Source organism: Halodurantibacterium daqingense, assembly GCF_042666235.1.
GTDB lineage: Bacteria > Pseudomonadota > Alphaproteobacteria > Rhodobacterales > Rhodobacteraceae > Halodurantibacterium > Halodurantibacterium daqingensis.
In genome coordinates this window covers 382,362-405,637 of the sequence record NZ_JBHTFQ010000003.1, presented here as the reverse complement: position 1 = coordinate 405,637, position 23,276 = coordinate 382,362, and the positions used below count along the sequence as shown (strand labels likewise).

General features: G+C 66.4%; 26 protein-coding genes. 21 read left to right on the top strand and 5 right to left on the bottom strand.

Going from position 1 to position 23,276, the window contains the following annotated elements; all coding sequences use genetic code 11:
• Positions 1–187: 187 nt before the first annotated feature.
• The 5 genes from ACFQXB_RS08135 to ACFQXB_RS08115 all read left to right on the top strand — a co-directional run bounded on the left by ACFQXB_RS08135 (position 188) and on the right by ACFQXB_RS08115 (position 4,612).
• Complete coding sequence (locus ACFQXB_RS08135) at positions 188–574, top strand: c-type cytochrome (RefSeq protein WP_377401858.1); 387 nt, start codon at positions 188–190, stop codon at positions 572–574.
• A 221-nt stretch (positions 575–795) separates the two neighbouring features.
• Positions 796–2,562: a methanol/ethanol family PQQ-dependent dehydrogenase gene (locus ACFQXB_RS08130; protein WP_377401906.1), complete on the top strand. Its 1,767-nt coding sequence runs from the start codon at positions 796–798 to the stop codon at positions 2,560–2,562.
• A 126-nt stretch (positions 2,563–2,688) separates the two neighbouring features.
• Positions 2,689–3,195, top strand: coding sequence for a c-type cytochrome, methanol metabolism-related (locus ACFQXB_RS08125; RefSeq protein WP_377401855.1), 507 nt, complete (start codon positions 2,689–2,691; stop codon positions 3,193–3,195).
• Positions 3,183–4,010, top strand: coding sequence for a substrate-binding domain-containing protein (locus tag ACFQXB_RS08120; protein ID WP_377401852.1), 828 nt, complete (start codon positions 3,183–3,185; stop codon positions 4,008–4,010). The genes ACFQXB_RS08125 and ACFQXB_RS08120 overlap by 13 nt, the downstream gene beginning before the upstream one ends.
• 53 nt (positions 4,011–4,063) lie before the next feature.
• Positions 4,064–4,612, top strand: a complete 549-nt coding sequence (locus ACFQXB_RS08115) for a PQQ-dependent catabolism-associated CXXCW motif protein (RefSeq protein WP_377401849.1) — start codon at positions 4,064–4,066, stop codon at positions 4,610–4,612.
• 19 nt (positions 4,613–4,631) lie between these two features.
• On the opposite strand, the gene ACFQXB_RS08110 is transcribed toward ACFQXB_RS08115, so the two are convergent.
• A complete protein-coding gene (locus ACFQXB_RS08110; RefSeq protein ID WP_377401846.1) occupies positions 4,632–5,162 on the bottom strand; it encodes an SRPBCC family protein in 531 nt (176 codons plus the stop codon).
• 179 nt (positions 5,163–5,341) lie between these two features.
• Here ACFQXB_RS08110 and ACFQXB_RS08105 point away from each other — a divergent pair, with 179 nt between their 5' ends.
• From ACFQXB_RS08105 to ACFQXB_RS08075, 7 genes are read left to right on the top strand one after another with little or no spacing between them, the layout of a single operon-like run.
• Positions 5,342–6,544: an ABC transporter substrate-binding protein gene (locus ACFQXB_RS08105; RefSeq protein ID WP_377401843.1), complete on the top strand. Its 1,203-nt coding sequence runs from the start codon at positions 5,342–5,344 to the stop codon at positions 6,542–6,544.
• A gap of 14 nt (positions 6,545–6,558) precedes the next feature.
• Complete coding sequence (locus tag ACFQXB_RS08100) at positions 6,559–7,527, top strand: YVTN family beta-propeller repeat protein (protein WP_377401840.1); 969 nt, start codon at positions 6,559–6,561, stop codon at positions 7,525–7,527.
• A gap of 23 nt (positions 7,528–7,550) precedes the next feature.
• The gene (locus ACFQXB_RS08095) at positions 7,551–7,988 is read left to right on the top strand and encodes a hypothetical protein (protein ID WP_377401838.1); all 438 of its coding nucleotides are present in this window, start codon (positions 7,551–7,553) and stop codon (positions 7,986–7,988) included.
• A 12-nt stretch (positions 7,989–8,000) separates the two neighbouring features.
• On the top strand, positions 8,001–8,267 hold the full coding sequence (locus ACFQXB_RS08090; protein WP_377401835.1) for a PepSY domain-containing protein: 267 nt from the start codon (positions 8,001–8,003) through the stop codon (positions 8,265–8,267).
• Positions 8,264–9,019, top strand: a complete 756-nt coding sequence (locus ACFQXB_RS08085) for an ATP-binding cassette domain-containing protein (protein WP_377401832.1) — start codon at positions 8,264–8,266, stop codon at positions 9,017–9,019. The genes ACFQXB_RS08090 and ACFQXB_RS08085 overlap by 4 nt, the downstream gene beginning before the upstream one ends.
• Entirely contained in the window at positions 9,016–9,813 is a 798-nt protein-coding gene (locus tag ACFQXB_RS08080; RefSeq protein ID WP_377401829.1) for an ABC transporter permease, read from the top strand. Before ACFQXB_RS08085 ends, ACFQXB_RS08080 begins: the two co-directional genes overlap by 4 nt.
• A 3-nt stretch (positions 9,814–9,816) precedes the next feature.
• Positions 9,817–10,428, top strand: a complete 612-nt coding sequence (locus ACFQXB_RS08075) for a hypothetical protein (protein WP_377401826.1) — start codon at positions 9,817–9,819, stop codon at positions 10,426–10,428.
• On the opposite strand, the gene ACFQXB_RS08070 is transcribed toward ACFQXB_RS08075, so the two are convergent.
• Complete coding sequence (locus ACFQXB_RS08070) at positions 10,429–11,454, bottom strand: quinoprotein relay system zinc metallohydrolase 2 (protein WP_377401823.1); 1,026 nt, start codon at positions 11,452–11,454, stop codon at positions 10,429–10,431.
• Positions 11,455–11,606: 152 nt separating this feature from the next.
• Between ACFQXB_RS08070 and ACFQXB_RS08065 the strand changes: the two genes are divergently transcribed.
• The 8 genes from ACFQXB_RS08065 to ACFQXB_RS08030 all read left to right on the top strand — a co-directional run bounded on the left by ACFQXB_RS08065 (position 11,607) and on the right by ACFQXB_RS08030 (position 19,161).
• Positions 11,607–12,461, top strand: a complete 855-nt coding sequence (locus ACFQXB_RS08065) for a quinoprotein dehydrogenase-associated SoxYZ-like carrier (RefSeq protein ID WP_377401820.1) — start codon at positions 11,607–11,609, stop codon at positions 12,459–12,461.
• A 137-nt stretch (positions 12,462–12,598) separates the two neighbouring features.
• Positions 12,599–13,303: a response regulator gene (locus ACFQXB_RS08060; protein ID WP_377401817.1), complete on the top strand. Its 705-nt coding sequence runs from the start codon at positions 12,599–12,601 to the stop codon at positions 13,301–13,303.
• Positions 13,304–13,332: 29 nt separating this feature from the next.
• The gene (locus ACFQXB_RS08055) at positions 13,333–14,484 is read left to right on the top strand and encodes an FIST N-terminal domain-containing protein (RefSeq protein WP_377401814.1); all 1,152 of its coding nucleotides are present in this window, start codon (positions 13,333–13,335) and stop codon (positions 14,482–14,484) included.
• Positions 14,474–15,832, top strand: coding sequence for an ATP-binding response regulator (locus ACFQXB_RS08050; protein WP_377401811.1), 1,359 nt, complete (start codon positions 14,474–14,476; stop codon positions 15,830–15,832). The genes ACFQXB_RS08055 and ACFQXB_RS08050 overlap by 11 nt, the downstream gene beginning before the upstream one ends.
• Before the next feature lie 17 nt (positions 15,833–15,849).
• The gene (locus ACFQXB_RS08045; protein WP_377401808.1) at positions 15,850–17,409 is read left to right on the top strand and encodes a sensor histidine kinase; all 1,560 of its coding nucleotides are present in this window, start codon (positions 15,850–15,852) and stop codon (positions 17,407–17,409) included.
• Entirely contained in the window at positions 17,394–18,074 is a 681-nt protein-coding gene (locus tag ACFQXB_RS08040) for a response regulator transcription factor (RefSeq protein WP_377401805.1), read from the top strand. Before ACFQXB_RS08045 ends, ACFQXB_RS08040 begins: the two co-directional genes overlap by 16 nt.
• Positions 18,071–18,682 (top strand): hypothetical protein, encoded by a 612-nt coding sequence (locus tag ACFQXB_RS08035; protein WP_377401802.1) that lies wholly within the window; start codon positions 18,071–18,073, stop codon positions 18,680–18,682. The genes ACFQXB_RS08040 and ACFQXB_RS08035 overlap by 4 nt, the downstream gene beginning before the upstream one ends.
• A 158-nt stretch (positions 18,683–18,840) precedes the next feature.
• Complete coding sequence (locus tag ACFQXB_RS08030) at positions 18,841–19,161, top strand: hypothetical protein (RefSeq protein ID WP_377401903.1); 321 nt, start codon at positions 18,841–18,843, stop codon at positions 19,159–19,161.
• Here the strand turns inward: ACFQXB_RS08030 and ACFQXB_RS08025 are convergent, their stop codons facing one another.
• Genes ACFQXB_RS08025 through ACFQXB_RS08015 form a run of 3 tightly spaced genes read right to left on the bottom strand, consistent with a single transcriptional unit; the run spans position 19,162 to position 21,739 of the window.
• Entirely contained in the window at positions 19,162–19,974 is an 813-nt protein-coding gene (locus tag ACFQXB_RS08025; RefSeq protein ID WP_377401799.1) for an ABC transporter ATP-binding protein, read from the bottom strand. It lies immediately after the preceding gene.
• A complete protein-coding gene (locus ACFQXB_RS08020; RefSeq protein WP_377401796.1) occupies positions 19,971–20,987 on the bottom strand; it encodes an ABC transporter substrate-binding protein in 1,017 nt (338 codons plus the stop codon). The genes ACFQXB_RS08025 and ACFQXB_RS08020 overlap by 4 nt, the downstream gene beginning before the upstream one ends.
• A gap of 14 nt (positions 20,988–21,001) precedes the next feature.
• The gene (locus tag ACFQXB_RS08015; RefSeq protein WP_377401900.1) at positions 21,002–21,739 is read right to left on the bottom strand and encodes an ABC transporter permease; all 738 of its coding nucleotides are present in this window, start codon (positions 21,737–21,739) and stop codon (positions 21,002–21,004) included.
• A gap of 897 nt (positions 21,740–22,636) precedes the next feature.
• Between ACFQXB_RS08015 and ACFQXB_RS08010 the strand changes: the two genes are divergently transcribed.
• On the top strand, positions 22,637–23,173 hold the full coding sequence (locus tag ACFQXB_RS08010) for a DUF2380 domain-containing protein (protein WP_377401793.1): 537 nt from the start codon (positions 22,637–22,639) through the stop codon (positions 23,171–23,173).
• Positions 23,174–23,276: the final 103 nt, after the last annotated feature.

Below are 23,276 nucleotides of genomic sequence, written 5' to 3'. Positions count from 1 at the left end.
CCCGATGATCACCCACACCATGCCGCTTGACGACATCAACAAGGGCTTCGACCTGATGAAACAGGGCCAGAGCATCCGCTCGGTCGTCATATACTGACATGCCGCGTCGAACCGCTGCCCCCGCGGGGGGCGGCGGGACGGCCAGCGCCGCGCGGGCCTGCGCGCGCGCAATCCAAGGACATATCCCATGATCATTCGCAGCATACCGTTTCTTCTTGCGCTCAGCATCGCCCCCGCGGCACTGGCCGAGGGAGATCCCGCCAAGGGAGAGCGCGCCTTCCGCAAATGTCAGGCCTGTCATCAGGTGGAGGAGGGCGGCAGCAACCGCGCCGGCCCCAACCTGCACGGGGTCCTGGGCAGGCAGGCGGGCGCCCACGAGGGCTTTGGTTTCTCGCCCGCCATGATCGAGGCCGGCGCCGCCGGCCTTGTCTGGGATGCCGAGGCGCTGGACGCCTTCATCACCAATCCACGCGCCAGCGTTCCGGGCACGAAGATGACCTTCGCCGGCATCCGCAACGAGGGCGAGCGCGCCGACCTGATAGCCTATCTTGCCAGCGTCTCGCCCGCCCCCTGAGCCGCGCGGACGGGTTTTCAAAACGCTCATACTTTGGGCTTAGACCCCGGCCATCATCGTTGACGTGACAAAACGCCGCTGCCTAAGCTCGCTAATAAGAAGGTCTTAAGAGCCACGCCACCTGGCCCGAAGCATGTCCTGGGCCTCTTGCGGCCTTCTCGTTTCTGAACCGGGAGGAGGAGCCTATGAGATTACTGTCCATGAGCCTGACCGCGAGCCTCATGCTGAGTGCCGCACCGCTCTTTGCCAACGAATCCGTCATGGAGGGCATCGGGGATTCGACGCAATGGGCGATCCAGACCGGGGATTACGCCAATACCCGGTTCTCCGAGCTTGACCAGATCAATCGCGACAACGTCTCGAACCTGCAGGTCGCCTGGACGTTCTCGACCGGCGTGCTGCGCGGGCACGAAGGCTCGCCCCTGGTGGTTGACGGGGTGATGTATGTCCATACCCCCTTCCCGAACACGGTCTATGCGCTTGATCTCAACGACAATGGCCGCATCATCTGGCGCTACGAGCCGCAGCAGGACCCCGAGGTGATCGGCGTCATGTGCTGTGACACCGTCTATCGCGGCGTTGCCTATGCCGATGACACCATCTTCCTGCATCAGGCCGATACAACGCTGGTGGCGCTTGATGCCAAGACCGGCGAGGTGAAATGGTCGGTGGTGAATGGCGATCCCGCCAAGGGGGAAACCAACACCGCCACCGTGCTGCCGGTGAACGACAAGGTGATCGTCGGCATTTCCGGCGGAGAATACGGGGTGCGCGGCCATGTCACCGCCTATGACATTGCCAGCGGCGACCTGGTCTGGCGCGCCTATTCGACCGGACCGGACGACGAGATGCTGTTCGACCCGGAAAACACCATGTCCCTGGGCAAGCCGGTCGGCGCCAATTCGTCGCTCGACAGCTGGGAGGGGGATCAGTGGCAGATCGGCGGCGGCACCACCTGGGGCTGGTTCAGCTATGATCCGGAACTGAACCTTGTCTATTACGGCACCGGCAACCCCTCGACCTGGAATCCCTCGCAACGGCCGGGCGACAACAAATGGTCGATGACCATCATGGCGCGCGATGCCGATACGGGCGTGGCGAAATGGGTCTATCAGAAAACCCCGCATGACGAATGGGACTATGACGGCGTGAACGAGAACATCCTTGTCGACAAGGAGTTCAACGGCGAAATGCGCAAGCTGCTGGTCAACTTCGACCGGAACGGCTTTGCCTATACGATGGACCGCGAAACCGGCGAATTGCTGCTGGCCGAGAAATACGACCCGGCGGTGAACTGGGCGACGCATGTCGAGATGGACCCGGAGTCCGACCAGTATGGTCGCCCCCAGGTCGTGGCCGAGTATTCGACCGCCCAGCAGGGTGAGGATGTCAACACCACCGGCATCTGCCCCGCAGCCCTTGGCACCAAGGACCAGCAGCCGGCCGCCTATTCGCCGAATACCGGACTGTTCTACGTGCCGACGAACCACGTCTGCATGGATTACGAGCCCTTCCGCGTCAGCTACACCGCAGGCCAGCCCTATGTTGGCGCGACCCTGTCGATGTATCCCGCGCCCGACAGCCACGGCGGCATGGGCAACTTCATCGCCTGGGACGCTGTCGAGGGCGAGATCAAGTGGTCGCTTCCCGAACAGTTCTCGGTCTGGTCGGGTGCGCTGGCAACGGCGGGCGACGTGGTGTTCTATGGCACGCTCGAGGGTTTCCTCAAGGCGGTCGATGCCGAAACCGGGGAGGAGCTGTACCGCTTCAAGACGCCCTCGGGCATCATCGGCAACGTCATGACCTACGAACATGACGGGCGCCAGTATATCGGCGTGCTTTCGGGCATCGGTGGCTGGGCAGGCATCGGCCTTGCGGCGGGCCTCACAAATCCCAACGACGGGCTTGGCGCGGTCGGCGGCTATGCGGCGCTGTCCGACTACACCGCCCTTGGCGGGCAGCTGACGGTCTTTGCCCTGCCGAACTAGGGCCGATCTCTGGCTGCGGCCGGGGAAACCTGCCGCCGCCAGACTAAAGTCTGAGACCGCTTCGAGTGACAGACGCCGCCCCCGGTCCTATCCTGAGGGCGGCGTTATCTTTGGGAGGAGATCGAGATGAAAGTTACCGCGCCCGTTCTGGCGTTCGCGATGCTGTCGCTTGCGGTTGGCGGTGCTGCCCACGCCGCCGATGTGGCAGTTGCCTATGATGATGGCGTACGCGCCTTCAATGCCGACGACATCCCCACCTTTGCCATCGCCGAAGACGGGACAGTGGACTGGCCTACCTTTTCCGGCTTTCGCCGCTATCACGCCGAATGCCATGTCTGCCACGGCCCGGACGGGGAAGGTTCATCCTATGCACCGGCGTTGAAAACCTCGGCGATGCGGATGGACTATTACGATTTCCTCGAGGTCGTGGCCAGCGGCCGTTCGCGCGTGGGGGCCTCGGACAATTCCGTCATGCCGGCCTTCGGCACCAACCAGAACGTCATGTGCTATATCGAGGATATCTGGACCTATCTGCGCGCCCGCGGCGCCGGCGAACTGGATCGCGGCCGCCCCGAACGGCGGGCTGACAAGCCCGAGGCCTATGCCGAGGTCGAAGCCCAATGCATGAGCTGATCCGCGCCTGCGCCACCGCCTCGGCCCTGCTGCTGGTTGGCGCCGGGGCAGGCCAGGCGCAGGTTGCCGACCTCGTGTCGCAATCGGCCTTCCGCGTTTGCGCCGACCCTGCAAACAGCCCGGTGTCGCATCGGGATGGCAGCGGGTTCGAGAACCGGATCGCGGAATACCTGGCCGGGGTGCTTGACCTGCCACTCGAATACACCTGGTTTCCGATGGTGACCGGCTTTGTGCGCAACACCCTGCAGCCGGGGCGCTGCGATGTGGTGATCGGCTATGCCCAGGGGCATGAACTGGTGCTGAACACCAACCATTACTATACCTCGACGCATGTGATCGTGGCACGGTCCGACAGCCCGCTGGCAAGCGTGGACCACCTGTCGGATCCGGCGCTGCAGGGCCACCGGATCGGCGTGATCGCGGGCAGCCCCCCCGCCAGTCATCTTGCGCGGCACGGTCTGATCGGGCGCGCGAAGGGCTATGACCTGATGGTGGACCGGCGCGTGGAAAACCCGGCCGGCGAGATGCTGGACGATCTCGAGGCGGGCGAGATCGATCTCGCCCTGCTCTGGGGGCCGATCGGCGGGCCGATGGCGCAGGAACGCGGCCTGATCGTGACCCCGTTGCTGAAGGAAGAGGGCGCGCCACGGCTGTTTTACCGGATCACCATGGGCGTGCGCGCGGGCGAGACGGTATGGAAGAACCAGCTCAACAGCCTGATCCGACGCAACCAGGAGGCCATCGATGACATCCTGCGGGAAGCTGGCGTTCCGCTGGTGGATGATTATGGCACGGCACTGAAACCGGCGCCGTGACGCAGGCCGGAGCCGGCAGGAGTGAGGACGGCCCGATGGGCGAGGGGCAAAGGATGCACAGGTTGCACCCCGGTATGGCCGCACTCGCGCTGATGCTTCTGACATCAGCGCCCGCCCTGGCGGTCGATGAACCTCAGGGCTATCGCAGCGCGCCCTATCGTGCACCGGTGCCGGCCACGCTGGCCGGTGCGCCTGCCCTGTCCATTGCCCAGGCCGCCGAGCTTCACGCGGCAGGCGCGGTTTTCGTCGATGTATTGCCGCATGAACGGCGGCCCGAGGGCCTGCCCGAGGGCACGATCTGGCGCAGCCCGCCCCACCGCACCATCCCCGGCGCCATCTGGCTTCCCGGAACCGGCTATGACCGCATCGCCCCTGAAACCGAAAGCTGGTTTCACACTGCCCTGACCGCGATGACCGGCGGCGATCGCACTGCGCCCATCGTGATCTTCTGCAAGGCCGATTGCTGGATGTCCTGGAATGCGGCGAAGCGGGCGCAGGAGCTTGGGTTCACGCATGTGCGCTGGTTCGCCGAGGGGCAGGACGGCTGGGCCGGTGCGGGCCTGCCGCTGGCCGAGGCCCTGCCCTATCCCGGCGCACCCTAGGCGCGCCGGGACGCCGGTTTCAGTTCATGCGGCCAAAGCGGGCCACCAGGGCCTCCAACCCCTCCAGATAGACGGCATCCACCGCCTCGATCGCGCGGTCATCGTTCAGATCGGCGGGCGGATTGTTGTTGGGATGGCCGCGATAGAAGGCGCCGCGCCATTCCACCAGCGCCTTGCCATCCTGATCCTTCACCGTCAGATGTGCGGCATAGTTGGTCACCGGCAGCACCTGCGGCACATCCTGCGCGATGCGGTAGGAATAGGTGCGCGCCGTCGCGTCATAGCGCGTGAGTTCTTCCGACAACTGCGCCGCACCTGCGGCATCGAAGCTCAGCACTCGGATGGCGCCGACCTCGTTGCTGCCGCCCTCGGTTGCATGGACGGCAGGATGCCAGCTCATGTCACCGAAGTTGCCGATCACCGCCCAGACTTCTTCGGGTGTCGCGTCCAGCAGCACCTCGGCGCTGGTCTTGAGCCGCGGCGGCCCATGCGCTGCCGCCGGCGCGGCAAGTCCCAGCATCAGGGCAATCAGGATCAGGATTCTCTGCATCGGTCTCCTCCGTTCGGCGGCCCCAGTCGGCCCATGGCCAACGATGGGCAGCAGCCCGCGCAGGGGCAATGCAACCAAAGTATGACTGCGCCTGAAAACAGGGGCTTATGAATTTCTTAAGATGAGAAAAGGGTTGGAGCATCCTCTACCCCGTGCCCCAATGGCGGCGGGAGGATAAGATGAAAAAGGCAGCTTTTGCATTGGCCTGCGCTTGTGCGCTGGCCACGGTTCCGGCCCTTGTTCCCGGCCTTGCCGCAGCACAGGACCGGCTCGAGTTCCGCGCCGCCGTGCTTCGGATCGACCGGCCCGGCCGCGCACCCGTGTCACGGCTTGATCTTGCGCCCCCGGATCTGGGCTTTGCCGGCGCCCGGCTGGCCACGGCCGATAACGGCACGACCGGTCAGTTCATGGGCCAGGATTTCGCAACCGAAGAGGTGACAAGCGATCCCGACGGCGCGATCGCGGCGCTGGAGCAGATCCTGTCCGATGGTATCCGCTTTGTGGTGACCCTGGCCGACGACGAGATCACCGGCGCCCTTGCCGATGCCGCAGGCGACCGCGCGCTTCTGTTCAACGCGGCCGCCCGTGGCGATGCGCTGCGCAACGAGGCGTGCCGGCCGAACCTGCTGCACACCGCGCCCAGCCGCGCAATGCTGACCGACGCGCTGGCACAGTTCCTTGTCACGAAGCGCTGGGGAAACTGGCTGCTGATCGAAGGCAGCCATCCGCAGGATCGGGCCCTTGCCGATGCCTATCGCCGTGCAGCCGCCAAGTTCGGTGCGCGGATCGTCGAGGAACGCATCTATGAGGACACAGGCGGCGCGCGGCGTACCGACAGCGGCCATGTTCAGGTGCAGGCGCAGATGCCGGTGTTCACCCAGCGCGCCGCCGCGCATGACGTGCTGGTGGCGGCCGATGAAACGGGCCTCTTTGCCGCATGGCTGCCCTACCACACCTGGGATCCGCGGCCGGTTGCCGGCTCGGCCGGGTTGCGGCCGCAAAGCTGGCACCCGGCACACGAAGCATGGGGGGCGACCCAATTCCAGACCCGTTTCGAACGTCTTGCCAACCGCCCCGCGCGCGAAGAGGACTATCAGGTCTGGCTCGCACTCCGGTCGCTGGGCGAGGCCGCGACCCGCACCCAATCCGGGGCATTCGAGGATCTTGTCGCCCATATCCGCGGGGATGCCTTCGAACTTGCGGCCTTCAAGGGCCAGTCGCTCAGCTATCGCCCGTGGGACGGCCAGTTGCGGCAACCGATCCTGCTGACCTCGGGGCCGGTAACCACCAGTGTCTCGCCCCAGCCCGAGTTTCTGCATCAGGTCAGCCAGCTCGACACGCTGGGCCACGACCGGCCCGAAACCCGCTGTATCCTGAACTGAGGAGGAGAGTTCCCGTGACGCGACTGTTTGCGCTTCTTGCCTGCACCGCCCTGACCGCAGGTCCTGCCCTGGCCGACAAGATCTTTGTGAGCAACGAGAAAAGCAATGACATCACCGTTCTGGATGGCACAAGCTTCGAGGTGATTCACAGCTTTGCCGGTGGCCAGCGCCCGCGCGGGATCACCGCATCGCCGGACGGGCGCTTTCTTTATGTCTGTGCCTCGGATGATGATCTTGTCCGGGTCTTCGACACCGAAACCTACGAGGAGCTGCCCTCGCTGCCCTCTGGCCCCGACCCCGAACTGTTCGTGCTGCACCCTTCCGGCAACCCGCTTTACATTGCCAATGAAGATGACAACCTGGTCACCGTGGTCGATGTGGAAACCCGCCAGGTTCTGGCCGAAATCCCGGTGGGCGTCGAACCCGAGGGCATGGGCATCACCCCTGACGGCAGCATCGTCATCAACACGTCGGAAACGACGAACATGGCGCATTTCATCGACACCGAAACCTACGAGATCGTCGCCAATGTGCTTGTGGACCAGCGCCCGCGCTATGCGCAGTTCACCAGCGACGGTTCGGTCCTGTTCGTGACCTCGGAAATCGGCGGCACGGTTTCGGTGATCGACCCGGAAGCCCGCGAGATCGTGCACAAGATCACTTTCGAGGTGCCGGGCGTCCTGCCCGAGGCGCTGCAGCCAGTGGGGCTGAAGGTGACCGAGGACGGCAGCACGATCTACATCGCCTTGGGGCCTGCGAACCGCGTCGCGGTGGTCAACGGAGAGACCTATGAGGTCGAGGATTATCTGCTTGTCGGCCAGCGGGTCTGGCAGCTGGCCTTCAGCCCGGACGAACGGTTCCTGTTCACGACCAACGGCAATTCGAACGACATTTCGATCATCGACGTGGCCGCGAACCGGGTCATCAAGTCGGTGCAGGTAGGCGAACAGCCTTGGGGCGTCGTGGCAATCGCGTCGCAATGACCCGGGAAAGGAAGGAGATTCGGATGAGACACGCATGTGCAGCTGCCCTGCTGGGGCTTGTGGTCGCGGCGCCCGTGGCGGCGCAGCCCTTCGACTATGGCTTTGCCGGGCTGATGTCGGCCAGCAACCGCGAAAGGTTGGAGCCGCTGACGCTTGCCTCGGGCCAACCGGTGGCCGAAGCGCCCTATGAACTCAAGTCGGGAACCTATTACCGGCTCAAGATAATCGCGGACGGCTCGGCCGAACTGGCACTGTCGGGCGGCGATTTCTTTCGCGCCATCTGGGTGAACGAGATCGTCATCAACAAGATCGAGGTCCGGCCCATGGGCGTGCACAGCATCGAATTCGACGCGGCCGGCGAGGTGGACATGTCCTTCATCGCCATCGTGCCCGGCACCTATGAACTGAGCATCCCCGGATCGACGGGCGACACGCAGAAAGCCATCTTCCACATCCGCTGAAGGAGACCCCTGATGAAACGCACCCTCGCCACAGTCACCATTCTGGCCTTGCTGGCCGGGCCGGCCCTTGCCGACAGTCATGGCGCCGACGCACCCGATGCCGAAACGATCGAACGGATCAACGCCATGCTGGCCGGGATGAACTGCGAGATCGACCCCGAGGATATCGAGCTTGAGGACGACGGCACCTATGACCTCGACGACGTGATGTGCGCGGATGGTCAGTATGACATGAAGCTTGACGCCGATCTGAACGTGACGGAGCGGCGCAAGGAATGATCCCTGCCGGTCTGACGACCGATACGCCCCCGCCGCCCGCCCTTCGGGTGGCGGGGCTCAGCCATGCCTTCGGCGCGGTGCAGGCGCTGCGCGATGTCAGCTTTGATGTGCCGCGCGGCCGTTTCGTGGCACTTCTGGGTGTGAACGGTGCGGGCAAGACGACGCTGTTCTCGCTCGTCACCCGGCTTTATGACAGCACGAGCGGCACGATCGAGGTTGTCGGCCACGATGCTCGCCGCGCACCCGGCGCCGCGCTGGCGCGGCTGGGCGTGGTCTTTCAAAGCCGCGCGCTTGATGCCGATCTGACCCTTCGTCAGAATCTGCTCTATCACGCGGCACTGCACGGGATCGCACCCCGGCAGGCCGGGCCGCGCATCGACGAGGTGCTGGCGCTCGTGAACCTTTCGGACAAGCTTCACGCCCGGGTCACGACGCTTTCGGGTGGGCAACAGCGCCGGGCCGAGATTGCCCGCGCCCTGCTGCACCGGCCCGAACTCCTGCTGCTGGACGAGGCGACTGCGGGCCTTGATGTGCGCGCGCGGGCCGATGTTCTGGCGCTGGTGCGGGGGCTGGTCGCCGAAGCCGGTGTATCAACCCTCTGGGCTACGCATGTGATGGAGGAAATCAACCCTGACGACCAGGTGGTGATCCTGCACAAGGGCGCGGTTCTGGCCCAGGGCGATGCGCGCGACCTTGCGGAGAACGAGGATCTTGGCGCCGCGATCCTGCGGCTTGCGGAGGCCGCGCCATGAGAAAGGGCGCCTTCATCGCCTTTCGCGGCATCGTCTGGCGCGAGATCCTGCGCTTCACCCATCAGCGCGAACGCTTCCTTGCCGCGCTGGTCAGGCCGCTGGTGTGGCTGTTCATCTTCGCCGCCGGATTTCGCGCCGTGCTCGGGCTGTCGATCACGCCGCCCTATCAGACATACGTGCTTTACGAGGTCTATGTCACTCCGGGCCTCTGCGCGATGATCCAGCTGTTCAACGGCATGCAGTCGTCGCTGTCGATGGTCTATGACCGGGAAACCGGGGCGATGCGGACGCTGCTTGTCAGCCCCTATCCCAGGTGGTTCCTGTTGGGCTCCAAGCTGTTGGCAGGCGTTCTTGTCTCGGTGCTTCAGGTTTACGCCTTTCTGCTCATCGCGTGGTTCTGGGGGATCGAGCCGCCGCTTTGGGGGTATGTGGCCGTGTTGCCGGCACTGCTTCTGTCAGGGATGATGCTTGGCGCCCTCGGCCTGCTGATCTCCTCGGCAATCCGGCAGCTGGAGAATTTCGCGGGCGTGATGAACTTCGTCATCTTTCCGATGTTCTTCGCCTCGACCGCGCTTTACCCGCTGTGGCGGCTGCGGGAATCCAGCCTGCTTCTTTATGACATCACCCGATTCAACCCTTTCACCCACGCGGTCGAACTGATCCGCTTCGCGCTTTACACCCGCTTCGAACCGACGGCCTTCGCAGTGGTCGCGGGCTGCGGGCTGCTGTTCTTTGCAGCCGCGGTTTACATGTATGACCCGTCCAAGGGTCTTTGGCGAAAAAGGAAAGGATAGGACATGCGGCATTTCCTGCTTGTGCCGGTGCTGGGGCTGGCGGTTCTGTCGGGTCTTGCACCGGCCCGCGCTGCTACCTTCGATGATCCGGAATGGCCCTGCATCCAGCGCAAGATACCGCATCTGTCGCTGGGGCAGGTGTGGTCGGGTCCGCTGCCCGACGACAACATCGAAGGCCTTGCGCGCGAACCCGAGATTCAGCGCCTGGCGGCACGGCTTGAACTGCGTCGCACCCCCATCGACGAGGCCGAAGCCCTGATCGCGGAGTTCGCGACCGGCGCCGATGAGGTACGGCTGACGGCGCTGTATCTCGCCACGTTCCAGCGCATCGACCGGGCGCGCAGCAGCATAATCAACGGCATCGGCCGCTACGCGCTGAAACAGCGGGCGCTGGACGATCAGATCGATGCGCGGCGCGTCGAACTAACGCAGCTTCTGGCCGCCGATCCGCCCGACCATGACCGGATCGACGCGGTGGAACAGCAGCTTGACTGGGATACCCGCATCTTTCTGGATCGCCAGCAGTCGCTGATCTATGTCTGCGAAACGCCGGTGATCCTGGAACAGCGCGCCTTTGCCCTGGGCCGGATCGTTGCGGCGCATCTGCCGCAGTGATCATTCCCATTCCAGCTCCTTGTAGGCGGCGGCGGCGTTGCGGGGATGCACCATGTCCAGATCCAGCCACTCTCCGGGCGGGGGCGGATCGTCCAGAACCGCGCTCATGGGCCGGCCGGCCTCCAGCGCGGCGTGGATCTGGTCGCGCAGCGCCGTAAGGTAGTGTTCGGTCGCCGCCCTGCCCTGGGGCCAGGGCAGACTTGCCGGGCCGTGCCCGGGAACGACCCGCACCGCTTCGGGCGGATCGGACAGCCAGCCAAGCCAGCCGGCCAGCGCCCCGTCCAGCGTCGGCGCAAGGCCCGCAAACACCAGATCGCCGGCAAACAGGGTTCCGCTTTCGTGGTGCAGGATCGTCAGATCGTTATCGGTATGCGCGGTAGCGACGGCGCGCAGCACAAGGGTCTGGCCGCCAAGATCCACCACCTCTTCCCGCACCCCACGATCTGGCAGGGCGATGCGGGTTCCCAGCAAGGCTTCCGCGCCGATCTGCCGTCCATAGCTTTCCAGATAGCCGTCAAACCGGGCTTCGAGCGCAGCGGCAAACCCGGGTGCGGCAATGATCTCGGCCCCGGCCTCGCGGAAGACCTCGGCGCCAAAACTGTGATCGGGGTGCATATGGGTCAGGATCAGATGGCTGATCGGCAGATCGCTCATGGCGCGGATGGCCGCATAGAGCGCTTCGCCCTGCGCGCGGCTGGCCCCCGCATCGATTACCGCGACGGACCTCTCACCGATGACCACGGCAAGATTGGCAATGGCGCCGCGGTTTTCGCGCGAAGGGAGCCCCGGCGCCCCCTGATGTACCAGAACCGCGGCACTCAGGGCTGTCAGAGGCAGCACGGGGGCACTGCCCGCCGGCGCACAGCGCCACGCCGCCACGCGATGCCGATCGTCGCCCTCCTGCCAGCGATGCGCCGCGGCTTCCGCCACGGCCGGGCATTCCGCACCCTTGGGCAGGGGCAGCAGACGCTCCTGGCAGATGTCGGGCTGGGCCAGCAGGCAGACCATGACCAGAAGCTCCTGCATCGCCCTCTCCCGGCCGGAAGTCCGGCTTGCCGCGGCACTCCGCCACAGGATGATGCGCGACGCCGCGAAACGCCAGTCAGCCGAAAGTTGTGTTTGCAACAGCCGCCTTCGGTGTTCTGATGGCGTTGCCATACCCGTCGCGAGAGGGAAGAATGTGCATTCGGTCAACCCTTAACCCATCGTGGCCGGCCCGGCGCGGCCTGCTGGCCGCAGCGCTTGTTTCGCTGATGCTTGCCCCTGCCCCGACGGACGCCACCGCTGCGCCGGACAATCCGATGCAGCCCAGTCCGGTCTGGGACGATCTTCAATATGACATCCTCGGCGATCTGGACCCGGCGCCGGCGGCGGGCGCGCTTGATCTTTCGGCGCCCTTCCGCGCCCATGATCCCGCGCTGGTTCCGGTCCGCCTGACACAGCCGCCCGGCGCGCCCGAGCTTCGGGAACTGGTGCTGGTGGTCGATGAGAACCCCGCCCCGGTCGCGGCCACGATCACGCTGTCACCGGCGATGCACCCGCTTGACCTCGAACTGCGCGTCCGGGTCGAACGCTATTCCAACATCCGCGCCATCGGTCTGACCACCGAGGGCGCGGGGCTGATGGACGGGCGCTTCGTGCGCGCGACCGGCGGCTGCGCGGCCCCGGCCGCCAAGGATGCGGCGGCGGCGCTGGCGCAGATGGGCCAGATGCGTCTGCAGCACCTGGGAACCGTTCGCGATGACGGCGGGCAGCGCCATTCCGTCAAGCTGATGCTTCGTCATCCGAACTATTCGGGCCTGCAGCGCGACCAGCGCACCTTGCTGAACATCCCCGCCCATTTCATCGATGTCCTCGAGGTCCGGCAGGGGGATGATCTTCTGTTCGCGGTCGAGGGCGGAATCTCGGTGTCGGAGGATCCGGTCTACCAGTTCAGTTTTCGCGACAATGGCACGGAATGGCTGGATATTCGCGCCACCGACACCCGCGGCTCGGTCTTTGTCCGCCGCCTGCCGCTTCCGGCCGCACCATGATTCACTTCGTCGCGCGACAGAAAAACGCAGCTTCGGTGCACGATGGTGCACAAAGCTGTTTGCAGGCTGCACATCCCGGTCTAGTCTTGAACATGCTGTGGCGAGGAGAGGAGCCCCGCCCGCATCTGGAGGAGACAATGGGACATGTTCCGAACTGGGACGCAGGCCGCGTCACGGCACTAAGAAGTCATTGCCGCACCGTGGAAGACATCCTGATCATCGACGATCATCCGCTGTTCGGCGATGCCCTGTCGATGACGCTCAGCCACGCGTTTGGTCTGCGGCGGGCGCGCACCGCCATCAGCCTTGAAATGGCGCAGAAGATGATGCGGGATGCACCGCCCGACGCCATTGTTCTGGACCTGCGCCTGCCCGACGTCGAGGGGATCGAAGGCATCATGGCGCTGCACCGGCAGGCCGCAGGAGTGCCGCTTACGGTCATATCGGCCGAAATCGACTCGGCCATGGTGTCGGCGGCCATGGCGGCGGGTGCGAAGGGGTTCATCTCGAAAAGCCTGCCGCGCAATCGCATGATCGACGCCTTCGACCGGATGTGGTCGGGGGAATGCGTGACCCCGGAAGGCTATGATCCCGACGCGGGCCTCGCAGCCGATGCCGAACTGGCCGATCTCATGCGCCGCTTCGCCTCGCTGACGCCCCAGCAGATGAACATCCTGCGGCTGATCTGTCAGGGGCGCCCGAACAAGATCATCTCGTACGAACTGTCGATCACCGAGGCGACAGTCAAGACGCATATCGCGGCGATCATGCAGAAGATCAACGTGCGAAACCGGACGCAGGCCGCACTTGCAGCCAACCGGGCACGCATCTTCGCATCCTGATCCGCCGCGGCACGGGCAAGGAGGACGTCGTGGACACCAGGGCCGAGGTTGCAACGCGGCGACCGATCGTGGCGACGGTGCCCGGAGGGGCGGCCGATCTCGCACAGCGGCTGCTGGCAGAACTCGCCCCCGGCGACCCGACGGCGGTGCTTCTGTTCGGCGCGCCCGCCCATCTGGACCCGCCTCTGCTGGCGGCGCTGGCCAGCGGGCTGGGCGCGGGATGCCGGGTGATGGGCTGTTCGTCGGCGGGAGAATTCGCCTGCAGCGGCTATCGCAATGACACCGTGGTCGCGGTGGGCTTTCCTGCGGCGCATTTCCGGGCCGATGCCGTCTGGTTGCGCAACCTGCGTGCCCTGCCCGCGCTGGACTGGATGGATGCGCTGCGCGAACTGACGACACGCTTTGCGCCCGATCCCACACGCACCTGCTTCGGCCTGCTGCTGATCGATGGGCTGAGCGAACAGGAGGAGATGGTGGTCGCCACCGTCGATGCAACCTTGCCGCAGCTTCTGGTGCTGGGCGGATCCGCCGGCGACGGGTTGCGCTTTGGTTGCACGCGGCTGATCCTGGACGGGGAAAGCCATGAGGAAAGCGCGCTTTTCTGCCTGTTCGAAACCGACTTCGCCATCGAAGAAATCATCTTCGACCATTTCAGCCCGTCGGCAACCCGCATGGTCGTCACCTCGGCACGCCCGGATGAACGGCTTATCCTTGGCATCAACGACGAACCCGCCGCCGAGGAATACGCCCGGCTGATCGGCGTGCCCGTGGCGGATCTCGGGCCGCTCAGCTTCGCGCGGCATCCGCTTCTGGTGCGCATCGGCGGGCGCCATCATGTGCGCGCGATCCGCGAGGTAACGCAGGACGGGGCGCTTCGGCTCATGTCCGCGATCGAGCCGGGCGCCATGCTGACGCTGGGCCATGCCGAGGATCTGACCCACGGGTTCGAGAGCCGGCTGAGCCGCCTTGGCGACCGATCGGTCCTGATCCTTGCCTTCGACTGCATCCTGCGACGGCTGGCGCTGGAACAGGCGGGCATGGAGGATATCATTGCCCGGCTGTTTCGCCGCTACAACATCGCCGGGTTCAACACCTATGGCGAACAGCATGGCGGCGTGCATGTGAACCAGACCTTCGTCGGCCTCGCCTTCCTTGACGGGGACGCGACCGATGCTGCGTGACAGCGACAGCCCCGAACGGCAGATCGAAAAGCTCTGGCGCATCAACCAGGCCCTGATCGAGCGGCTGGACCGGGTCGAGAATGCGCGCAGTTCCACCTATGCGCTGTCCCAGACCGCGGCGGTGCTGGAAAAGGAAGTTCTCGCGCGCAACCGCGACCTGGAACGTGCGCTGACCGATCTCAGCCGCACCAATCGCGAACTGGACCTTGCGCGCGAGGTCGCCGAAGAGGCCAACCGCGCCAAGAGCCGTTTTCTGCGCGCGGCAAGCCACGATCTTCTTCAGCCGCTCAGCGCGGCCAAGCTGCTGCTGTCGCATCTCGAGGATATCTCCTGCGATCCCGTGCAGGCGGATCTGGTGGCGCGGATCGGGGCCGCCTTCGACAGCGCGGAAGAGCTGATCCGGGCCCTGCTCGATATCTCGCAACTGGACAGCCGCGCGCTGGAGGTGACGCCCGAACCGGTGTCGCTGGGGCGGCTGTTTCAGCGGCTGGCGGCGGATTTTCACGGCCAGGCGGCCGCGCGCGGGCTTGACCTTCGGTTCGTGCCCACCGCCGCCACGGTGCTCAGCAGCCCGGTCTTTCTGCGCGGTATCGTGCAGAACCTCGTGTCGAACGCGATCAAGTATACCCGGCGGGGGCGGGTTCTGGTCGGGGCCCGGCGCCGGGATGGGATGATCTGGCTCGAGGTGCATGACACCGGCCCCGGTATTCCCCCGGCCGATCAGGAACGGATCTTCAACGAGTTCGAGCGTCTTGCCCCCGACGCGGCCGTTCCGGGCAATGGGCTGGGCCTGTCGATCGTGCGCCGCGCCTGCCTGCGGCTGGGGCATGAGCTGACCCTGGACAGCACACCGGGGCGCGGCACCCTGTTCCGGGTGCAACTGCCGCCCGCCCCCTCGGCTGCTGCGCGGGGCGGGCTTGCAGCGCCGGATCAGCGCCTGCCGCAAACGCCCGCGCGCGACCGGCTGCGGCTGAGCGGCTGCACCGCCATCGTGGTGGAAAACGATGCGGCGATGCGCCATGCCTATATGCTGCTGTTGCAAAGCTGGGGCGTGCAGGTCGCCGCAGCCGCAGGAACCGAGGATGCGCGGGCGCTGCTGCGGGCCGGGGTGCGGCCGCAGATCCTGGTAACGGATTATCAGCTTGATCGGGGCGACACCGGGATGCGCACCATCGCCGCCTTGCGCGACGATCTGGGCGCATGCCTGCCTGCGCTTCTGGTCACTGCCGAACGCTCGGCCGACCTGCCCGAAGCCGCCCGTCGCGCCGGGGCCCTGCTTCTGGAAAAGCCGGTGGCGGAAACGGATCTGCACGCCGCCGTGCTGCGCCTGCTACAGGTGCAGGCGTGAAGCCCAGGCGCAGAAGCTTGCGGCTTCGGCTGATGCTGGGCGCGCTGTCGCTGGCGGCGCTGGCGGTCTTTGCCGCGGGTCTTGCCGTGCACGGCCTGTCGCAGGCGGAACGGCTGGGCGCGGCAGCCGTTGCCGCCCAACAACGTATGGAGGCCTATTCCGCCCTTTCTGCGCGGGTGAACGAACGGGTGCTTGCCTCGCTTGCCGGGCCGGCCGATCCAACGCAGGAGGAAAGCGCCGAGACGCGGGCGGTGCTTGCCTCGCTTGCACATCTTGACGGGCTGATCGCCGCCGATGTGGCTGCGGCGCGCACCGCCGCCGAGGCCGACCGTCGCGCAGCACCGGCCCGCGTGATCGGCCGGATCCGGGGCCAGTTCATCCAGCTTTCGGAAACGCTCGACAGCCATCCGCCCGGATCGGGGCCGGTGCTGGCGGCGCTCAGCCTCTATGGCTTGCAGGTGCCGCCGCTGCTGACCGAACAGATCGACCACGAACGCCGGCGCCGCGACGAAGCGATGCGCAGCCTCAGCGGATTGCGCCGCCGGCTGGGCGGTCTGGCGGTCGGGGTGGCCGTGGCGGCGCCGGCGCTTCTGGCGGTGCTGTGGATGCTGGTGCTGCGCCCCCTGCGGCTGCGGTTGCAGGCAGCGGCCCGGGCGGCGGGCGCCGTGGGCCAGGGGCGCGCCCCGCTCGAGATCGGTCCGGGGGATGAGCTGTCGCTGGTCTTTGCCCGGATCAACCAGATGTCCAGCCGTCTGGACCGGCGGCAACGGCGGCTGGCGCAGGATCATGCGCGGCTGGAAACCACGGTTGCCGAACGCACGGGTCAGCTGCGCCGCGCCAATGACCGGCTTGCGCGGATCGATGCCGAAAGGCGCCGCTTCTTCGCCGATGTCAGCCACGAATTGCGCACTCCGCTCACCGTCATCCTGGGCGAGGCCGAACTTGCCCTGCGCGGCGTGCTTGCACCGCCCCTGGCCGAAGCCTTTACCACGATCCGCAGCCGGGCCCGACGCCTGTTCCGCCGGATCGAGGACCTTCTGCGCATCGCGCGCTCCGAAGATGGCCAGCTTGACCTTCAGCGCCAACCGGTTGCCCTGGGGCCGCTCGTTGCCGCAGCACTCGATGATCTGCGGCCGCTTCTGGGAAGCATGGCCGTCCGCCTGGATCTGCCGCCCTCCCTTGCGGTTGTGGGCGATGCGGACTGGATCCGGCAGGTGATCGGCGGCATCATCGAAAACGCAGCGAAATACGCCGGGCCCGGCGCGCAACTTGCGATCACGGCGCAGGGCCTGGGCGACAGGGTGCGGATCAGCCTGGCCGACACCGGCCCCGGCCTGCCCCCAGGCCTTGCCGACCGGGCGCTGGATCGCTTTGCACGCGGCACGGGAACGGCAGCGGGCTTTGGCGTGGGCCTGGCCCTTGCGCGCTGGGTGATCGAGGCGCAAGACGGCAGCATCGCCCTTGTGAGCCCGGCAGCCGAGGGGCGCGGGCTGCGGGTCGAGATCACGCTGCCCGCCGCCCGGCCCGAGCCAGCCCGCGCCGAAGCAAGAGAGGAGGCGCCATGGCCCGTATCCTGATCGTCGAGGATGACAGCGACATCTCTTCGCTGCTGCGCCGGGGGCTGGCCGCCGAAGGCTATGAAACCGCCTGCGAGGCAGCGCCGGAGGCCGCGCTTGCCCGGCTTGCGGCCGAGCCCTTCGATGCCGCGATCGTGGACATGATGCTGGGCAGCGAGAGCGGCGCCGATCTTCTGCATGAAATGCGGCTGCGCGGCCACCGTTTGCCGGCGATCGTGCTCAGCGCGCTCTCGCGGGTCGAGGACCGGACCGAGGGGTTGGACGCGGGCGCCAACGACTATGTGGTCAAGCCGTTCGAGCTGAGCGAGCTGATCGCGCGGCTGCGCGTCCAGCTGCGCCGGGCCGAGCCGCCGCAGAACCTGCGCTTTGGCCCGCTGCTTTATGATCGGACGGCACGGGTGGTTTCGGGCCATGGGCAGCGCATGGTGCTGACCGAGCGGGAGGGCGAGCTGCTGGAGTATCTGATCGCCCATGCAGGGCAGGTCGTCACCCGGGGGGCGATTTTCGACGCGCTCTGGGCCCCGCATGGCGGATCGGCCGAGAACGTCGTCGATGTCTATATCGGCTATCTGCGCCGCAAGCTGGCGCCCTTTGCAGGATCGGGCATCGCGCTTCGCACCTTGCGCGGCCGCGGCTTCCTGCTGACACGAGGAGAGAGCGAATGAAACCATGGCCGGCAGTGCTGCTGATGGTCCTTCTGGCCCTGGGGCCGGTTGCGGCGGCCGCCCAGATCGACTCCAGCTCCGCGGCGCAAGTGCTTCTGCAACCCGGCGCCTTTGATGCCGACAGCGCCGCGCCAGCCCGATACCTGCGCGACCGGCAGATCGATACCGCTGCCGCCCCGGAGACGACCATGATCGAGGTCGGGCAGGCAGCAGACCGCCTGACGCTTTTCGCCCTCGAGGGTGACCAGCGCCGGCAGCTTGGCACTTTTGCTCCGAATGGGGCGACGCCCATCCTTCTGTTCTTTCTGGAGGAGACGGTCCGCGCGGTGGCCGAGGCGACCGGGGGCAGCCCGTTCTACATCCGTAACCGCATGCGCGAGGCCCTGGTCCGTGCCGAAGCCGCGCGCGGAGAAGGGCCGTTCAGCGTCCGGATCGCCCCGTTCGAAAGCGACACCAATCGCGCCCGCCTGGGCGCCTTTGCCGATCTGCGGATCGAGATCACTGCCGAGCCGGGCCACCCGGCCCATGTCCTCGCACTTTCTGCCGATACCATTGAGGCGGGCGGAGGCTATCATGACCGCCTGACCCTGATCGAGGAGACACGCTGATGCATGACTTGCTGTTCCGCCTTGGGCGCCCTTGCGCAGGTTCGGGTCCACGATGCCGTGCCGCCGATACGCCATGCACCCGGACCGCGTGGCCCCGGGCAGCAGCTTTGAACGCAATACCAAGGCTGGGCGCGGCGCTGACTCTGGCGCTTGGCCTGATGCTGGCGCTGCCCGGGCCTGCCGCTGCACAGGGGCCGGCTGCGCTCAACGACTATCCGACCCTTGCCCGCGCGGATTACATATTCGGCTGCCTCGCGGTGAATGGCCAGACGCGCGACAGCATGACCCGCTGCGCCTGTTCGATCGATACCATCGCCTCGATCCTGCCTTATGATGACTATGTGGCCGGGGAAACCGTGCTCAGCCTGCGTCAGGCCGGCGGAGAGCGCACCGCCATCTTCCGGGGGACCGCACCGGCAACCGAGGCGGTGGCCAATCTGCGCCGCGCCCAGGCCGAGGCCGAGATCCTCTGTTTCTGATCAGAGCGTGCCCCGGCCATAGAAATCCGACGCGGGATCGCTGAGCACCATGTCGCGCAACCGGTGCCACAGACCGTCGCGCAGGCGGCTGAAGTCGGGATCGGCGCGACGCAGTGCCGGATCGTCACCGCGAAATGGCAAGGCAAGATCCTCGACCACGCGCCCCGGACGCGGCGACAGCAACACCACCCTGTCGCCGATCAGAAGCGCCTCGTCAACACTGTGGGTGACGAAGATCACGGTTGCCGGACGCGCCCGCAACAGACGCAGAAGCTCGTGCTGCATCAATTCGCGCGCCTGGGCGTCAAGGCTTGCGAAGGGTTCGTCCATCAGCAGAAGATCAGCCTCGGCCGCAAGGGCGCGGGCCAGCGCCAGACGCTGCTTCATGCCCCCCGAAAGCGCCGCCGGATAGCGTTCGGCAAAGCGGCCAAGGCCCACAAGATCAAGATAGCGCTGCGCCCGTTCCATGCGCTCACCATGCGACAGATGGCCCAGCGCGAACCCGACATTCTGACGCGCGGTTTTCCAGGGCAGCAGCCGAAACGACTGGAACACCATCGCCCCAGCCTGCCCCGGCCGGGGTGCCTGCCCCTGCACCAGCGCCCTGCCCCCATCTGGCCGCACCAGCCCCGCCGCCACCCGCAGAAGCGTTGTCTTGCCACAGCCCGACGGCCCCAGCAGCACAAGCCGCTGTCCCCGCGGCACCGACAGGGCCACCGGGCCCAGCGCCACGGCATCCGGATTGCCGAACCCGTGGACAACCTCGTGCAGCTCGACATGCGCCCGGGCCGTTCCGGGCTGATCCGGTGTCATCGCGACAGGCTGTCCATACCCGCGCTGTCATCCACCCCGATCCGGGCGAGCACCGCATCCAGCGGCCCGAAGTCAACCCAGGCCTCGAGCGACGGCAGATCAAGGCCCTGGAAATCCTCGGATTGCGCCACCCAGGACGCCGTATACTCCAGTTCGTCGCGTTGCAGGCCACCGTTGACGCTCCAGCTTTGCGCATAAAGCGTCGCAAGCTGGTCCAGATCGTCGCGATCGACATCGGGCCGCGCCTCGGCCATTGCGGATGCCCAGCTTGCACCATCGGCGGCGAAATCGCGCGAGGCCAGCACCAGTGCCTCGATCACCGCCTCGACCTCGGCGCGACGGGTGTCCAGAACGGCCTGCGGAACCGCGTTGACCTTTGTGACCACCGGGGCCGCAGCATAATAGGCATCGGCGTCCAGCAGCACATTCACCGCCTCGGGGTCGGGCAAGGAAATCAGGGTGCCGATCGACATGGTGGTGGCCTCGATCTGCCCGGCGAGAAGCGCCTGCGCCCGCACATTCGGCTGACCAAGCGACACGATGTCCAGACGGTCAACCGCCACGCCCGCCCGCTGCAGGACCGTCATCGAAAGCGAATGGTCAAGGCTGCCCAGCCGCCCGACGCCAAAGCTGCGCCCCTCAAGGTCTGCCACCGTCTCGATCCCCTCGGCCGCCGCGATCAGGAACGGGAGCGACTTGTTGGGCGAAAGGACGGCCCGCAGATCGGTGCCACCGCGCGCCGCAAGCTGCATCAGCGCATCGACCGAGATATTGGCCATCTCGCCTTCACCGGCCTGAAGGGCTGCAATGGCAAGCGGCGTCTGCTGGACGCGGACAAAGGTGACCTCGACCCCGGCACGTTCGAAATAGCCACCCTGCTGGGCCAGTTCCATCACCGAATTCGGCACGAGCGGCGTTTCCAGATCCGAGACGATCAGGCGAAACGGATCGGCGGCCGCGGGAAGCGCCACCAGCGCACCAAGGGCAAACAGCGCCAGAACAGGTGATTTCATTCTTTCCTCCTGAGTCAACGGCTCGCGGGGTTGCGCCAGCGCGACAGGCGCAGTTCGACAAGTCGAAGCCCCTCGGTCACCACCACCCCGATCAATGAAAGCGTCAGCACGATCACGAAATATTCGGCCATGCGGAAGGTATTGCCATAAAGCGCCAGAAGCCCGCCCAGCCCGCGCACCGCCGTGTAAAGCTCGGCAACAACGGTGTTGATCAGGCCGATGGTCGCCCCCAGCCGCAGCCCGACCACCAGAAACGGCAGCGCACCCGGCAGCACCACATGGGCATAGATCCGGGCCTGACCCGCGCCGGTGGAGCGCGCCATCTCGACCAGCTCGGCATCGGCATCCTGCACCCCGGCATAGGTGTTGAGGATCACCGGCATGACCGCGCCCAGGAAGACGATGAAGGTCTTGGCCTCCAGCCCCAGCCCCAGAAGCAGGATCACCAGCGGGATGAAGGCCACGCGCGGCGTGGCAGCAAGCGCATAGACGAACACGTCAAGCGCGCGCCCCAGAAGCCGGATCGATCCCATGAGCACCCCCACCGGTATGCCCACGAGCGCAGCAAGCCCGAAGCCGCTGGCAAAGACGGTCAGGCTGTCGCCCAGCGCCGCCTGCAGGCGCCCCGCCGCCCAAAGCCGCTGCGCAGCCTCAAGCGTCGCCACCGGCGAGGGAATGATCCCGCGCGGCACGCTTTGCGAGGCCCAGGTCCAGAGGACGAGAAGCAACACAAGAAACCCGATCCGCGCCAGCGCGACCACCGCCGCCGATTCCGCCCCAGGGCGCCGCCTTGTCTTTTCGCCCGGCCTGGCGAACCGGCGCCGGCGTTGCGCGGCGCCGCGCACTGGTGCTGGCGTGATGGGCTCTGGCAAGGTCTCCTCCGCACTCGGGGTCGCGCAGCGCGCATCCCTGCTCCGAACCTGCCATTGCCACCGTCCCGGGGCAAGCCGAAGCGTCGCCGCCTCGTCCGAACGGATGAAGGCGGGCGGTGCGGATGGCGGTCGTGCAGCATCGCCCGCCGTCTTTGACGGAGGGTGACGCACCGTCGCATCCCGCCCCCGATCCGGCCCGTGCAGATCCACGCCGCCGGTGCGCTTCGCAATCGCCGAGGCTCCCGTGCCTGCGGCCTCTGCAGGGCTTGGGCCTGTCCTCATCGCTTTGCGTCTGATGCGCCGCTTTCATCATGCGCTGCCCGGATACCCTCAGGATTTGTCCGCCGAAGGTCCGCGACACCGCGCAACCGGGCCGGGTCGGCACGTGGTCCGCACAAATCAACCGGCACGAAGGCAAAGGCGGCAAAGGTGTTCCCTGTGGCCGATATGGGGTGTTCTCAGCGGTTGGTCATCCGCATCCCGGGCGGATGACCCGACCCGAAACTCGCGTGGTAGTCCCATAGTCCCATAGTCCCATAGTCCCATAGTCCCATAGTCCCATAGTCCCATAGTCCCATAGTCCCATAGTCAGAATGCCGGGTTCGGCAGCCGGCACAAGGGCATTTCGGCACAGGCCGTGACACTGCCCGGAGGCATTGGGCGCGGGGCGCCGCCCGGCAAGGACTGACCGGCCAGGCGCCCACTTCTCAGCCTTGTGGTTGAATTGACCTGCCACGCCCATGCTGCAAGGCTTGGACAGCCATGGAAGGACCTGTCATGCGCCTTTGCCGAATTGCCCTGACCCTCGCACTGGCGACGACAATGGCCCCCGCCGCCCAAGGGCGCGAGAGCCTCGCCATTGCCGAGCTGGCGTTTCGTGACACATCGGGCGAGCTGCGCGATCAGACCGCGGAACATGCCTCGCGGATCCATGTCTTTGGCGCTGCCCTGCGCACCAGCCTCGCACGCGATCACGGGGTGCCGGTGGTGGACCTTGGCTGCACGGGGGCGTGCTCACCGGCTGATCCGGGCACCGAAGCCCTTGCCGAGATGGCACGCACGGCCGGCGCCGACCTGCTTCTTGTCGGAGAGATCCACAAGATCAGCACCCTTATCAGCAACATCCGGCTCATCATGCTGGACCTCGACAGCGGCGCGGTGCGCTGCGAGCGGCTGCTCAGCTATCGCGGCGATACCGATGAGGCATGGCAGCGTGCTGCCCGTTTCGCCGACCGCGATCTGACAACCTATTGCCTGCCCGATCAGGTCCGGGAGGCCCCCTCGCGTCATTCGCCGCCCCAGTCCGCGCATTGATCGCCCTGGCGCCTTCTGGATAAGGTGGCACCGCCGCAGGATGCTGAGCGCAACCCTGCGCTCGGATCCATGGCGGCTGACGGCCCCGCCTGAAGCAAAGCCG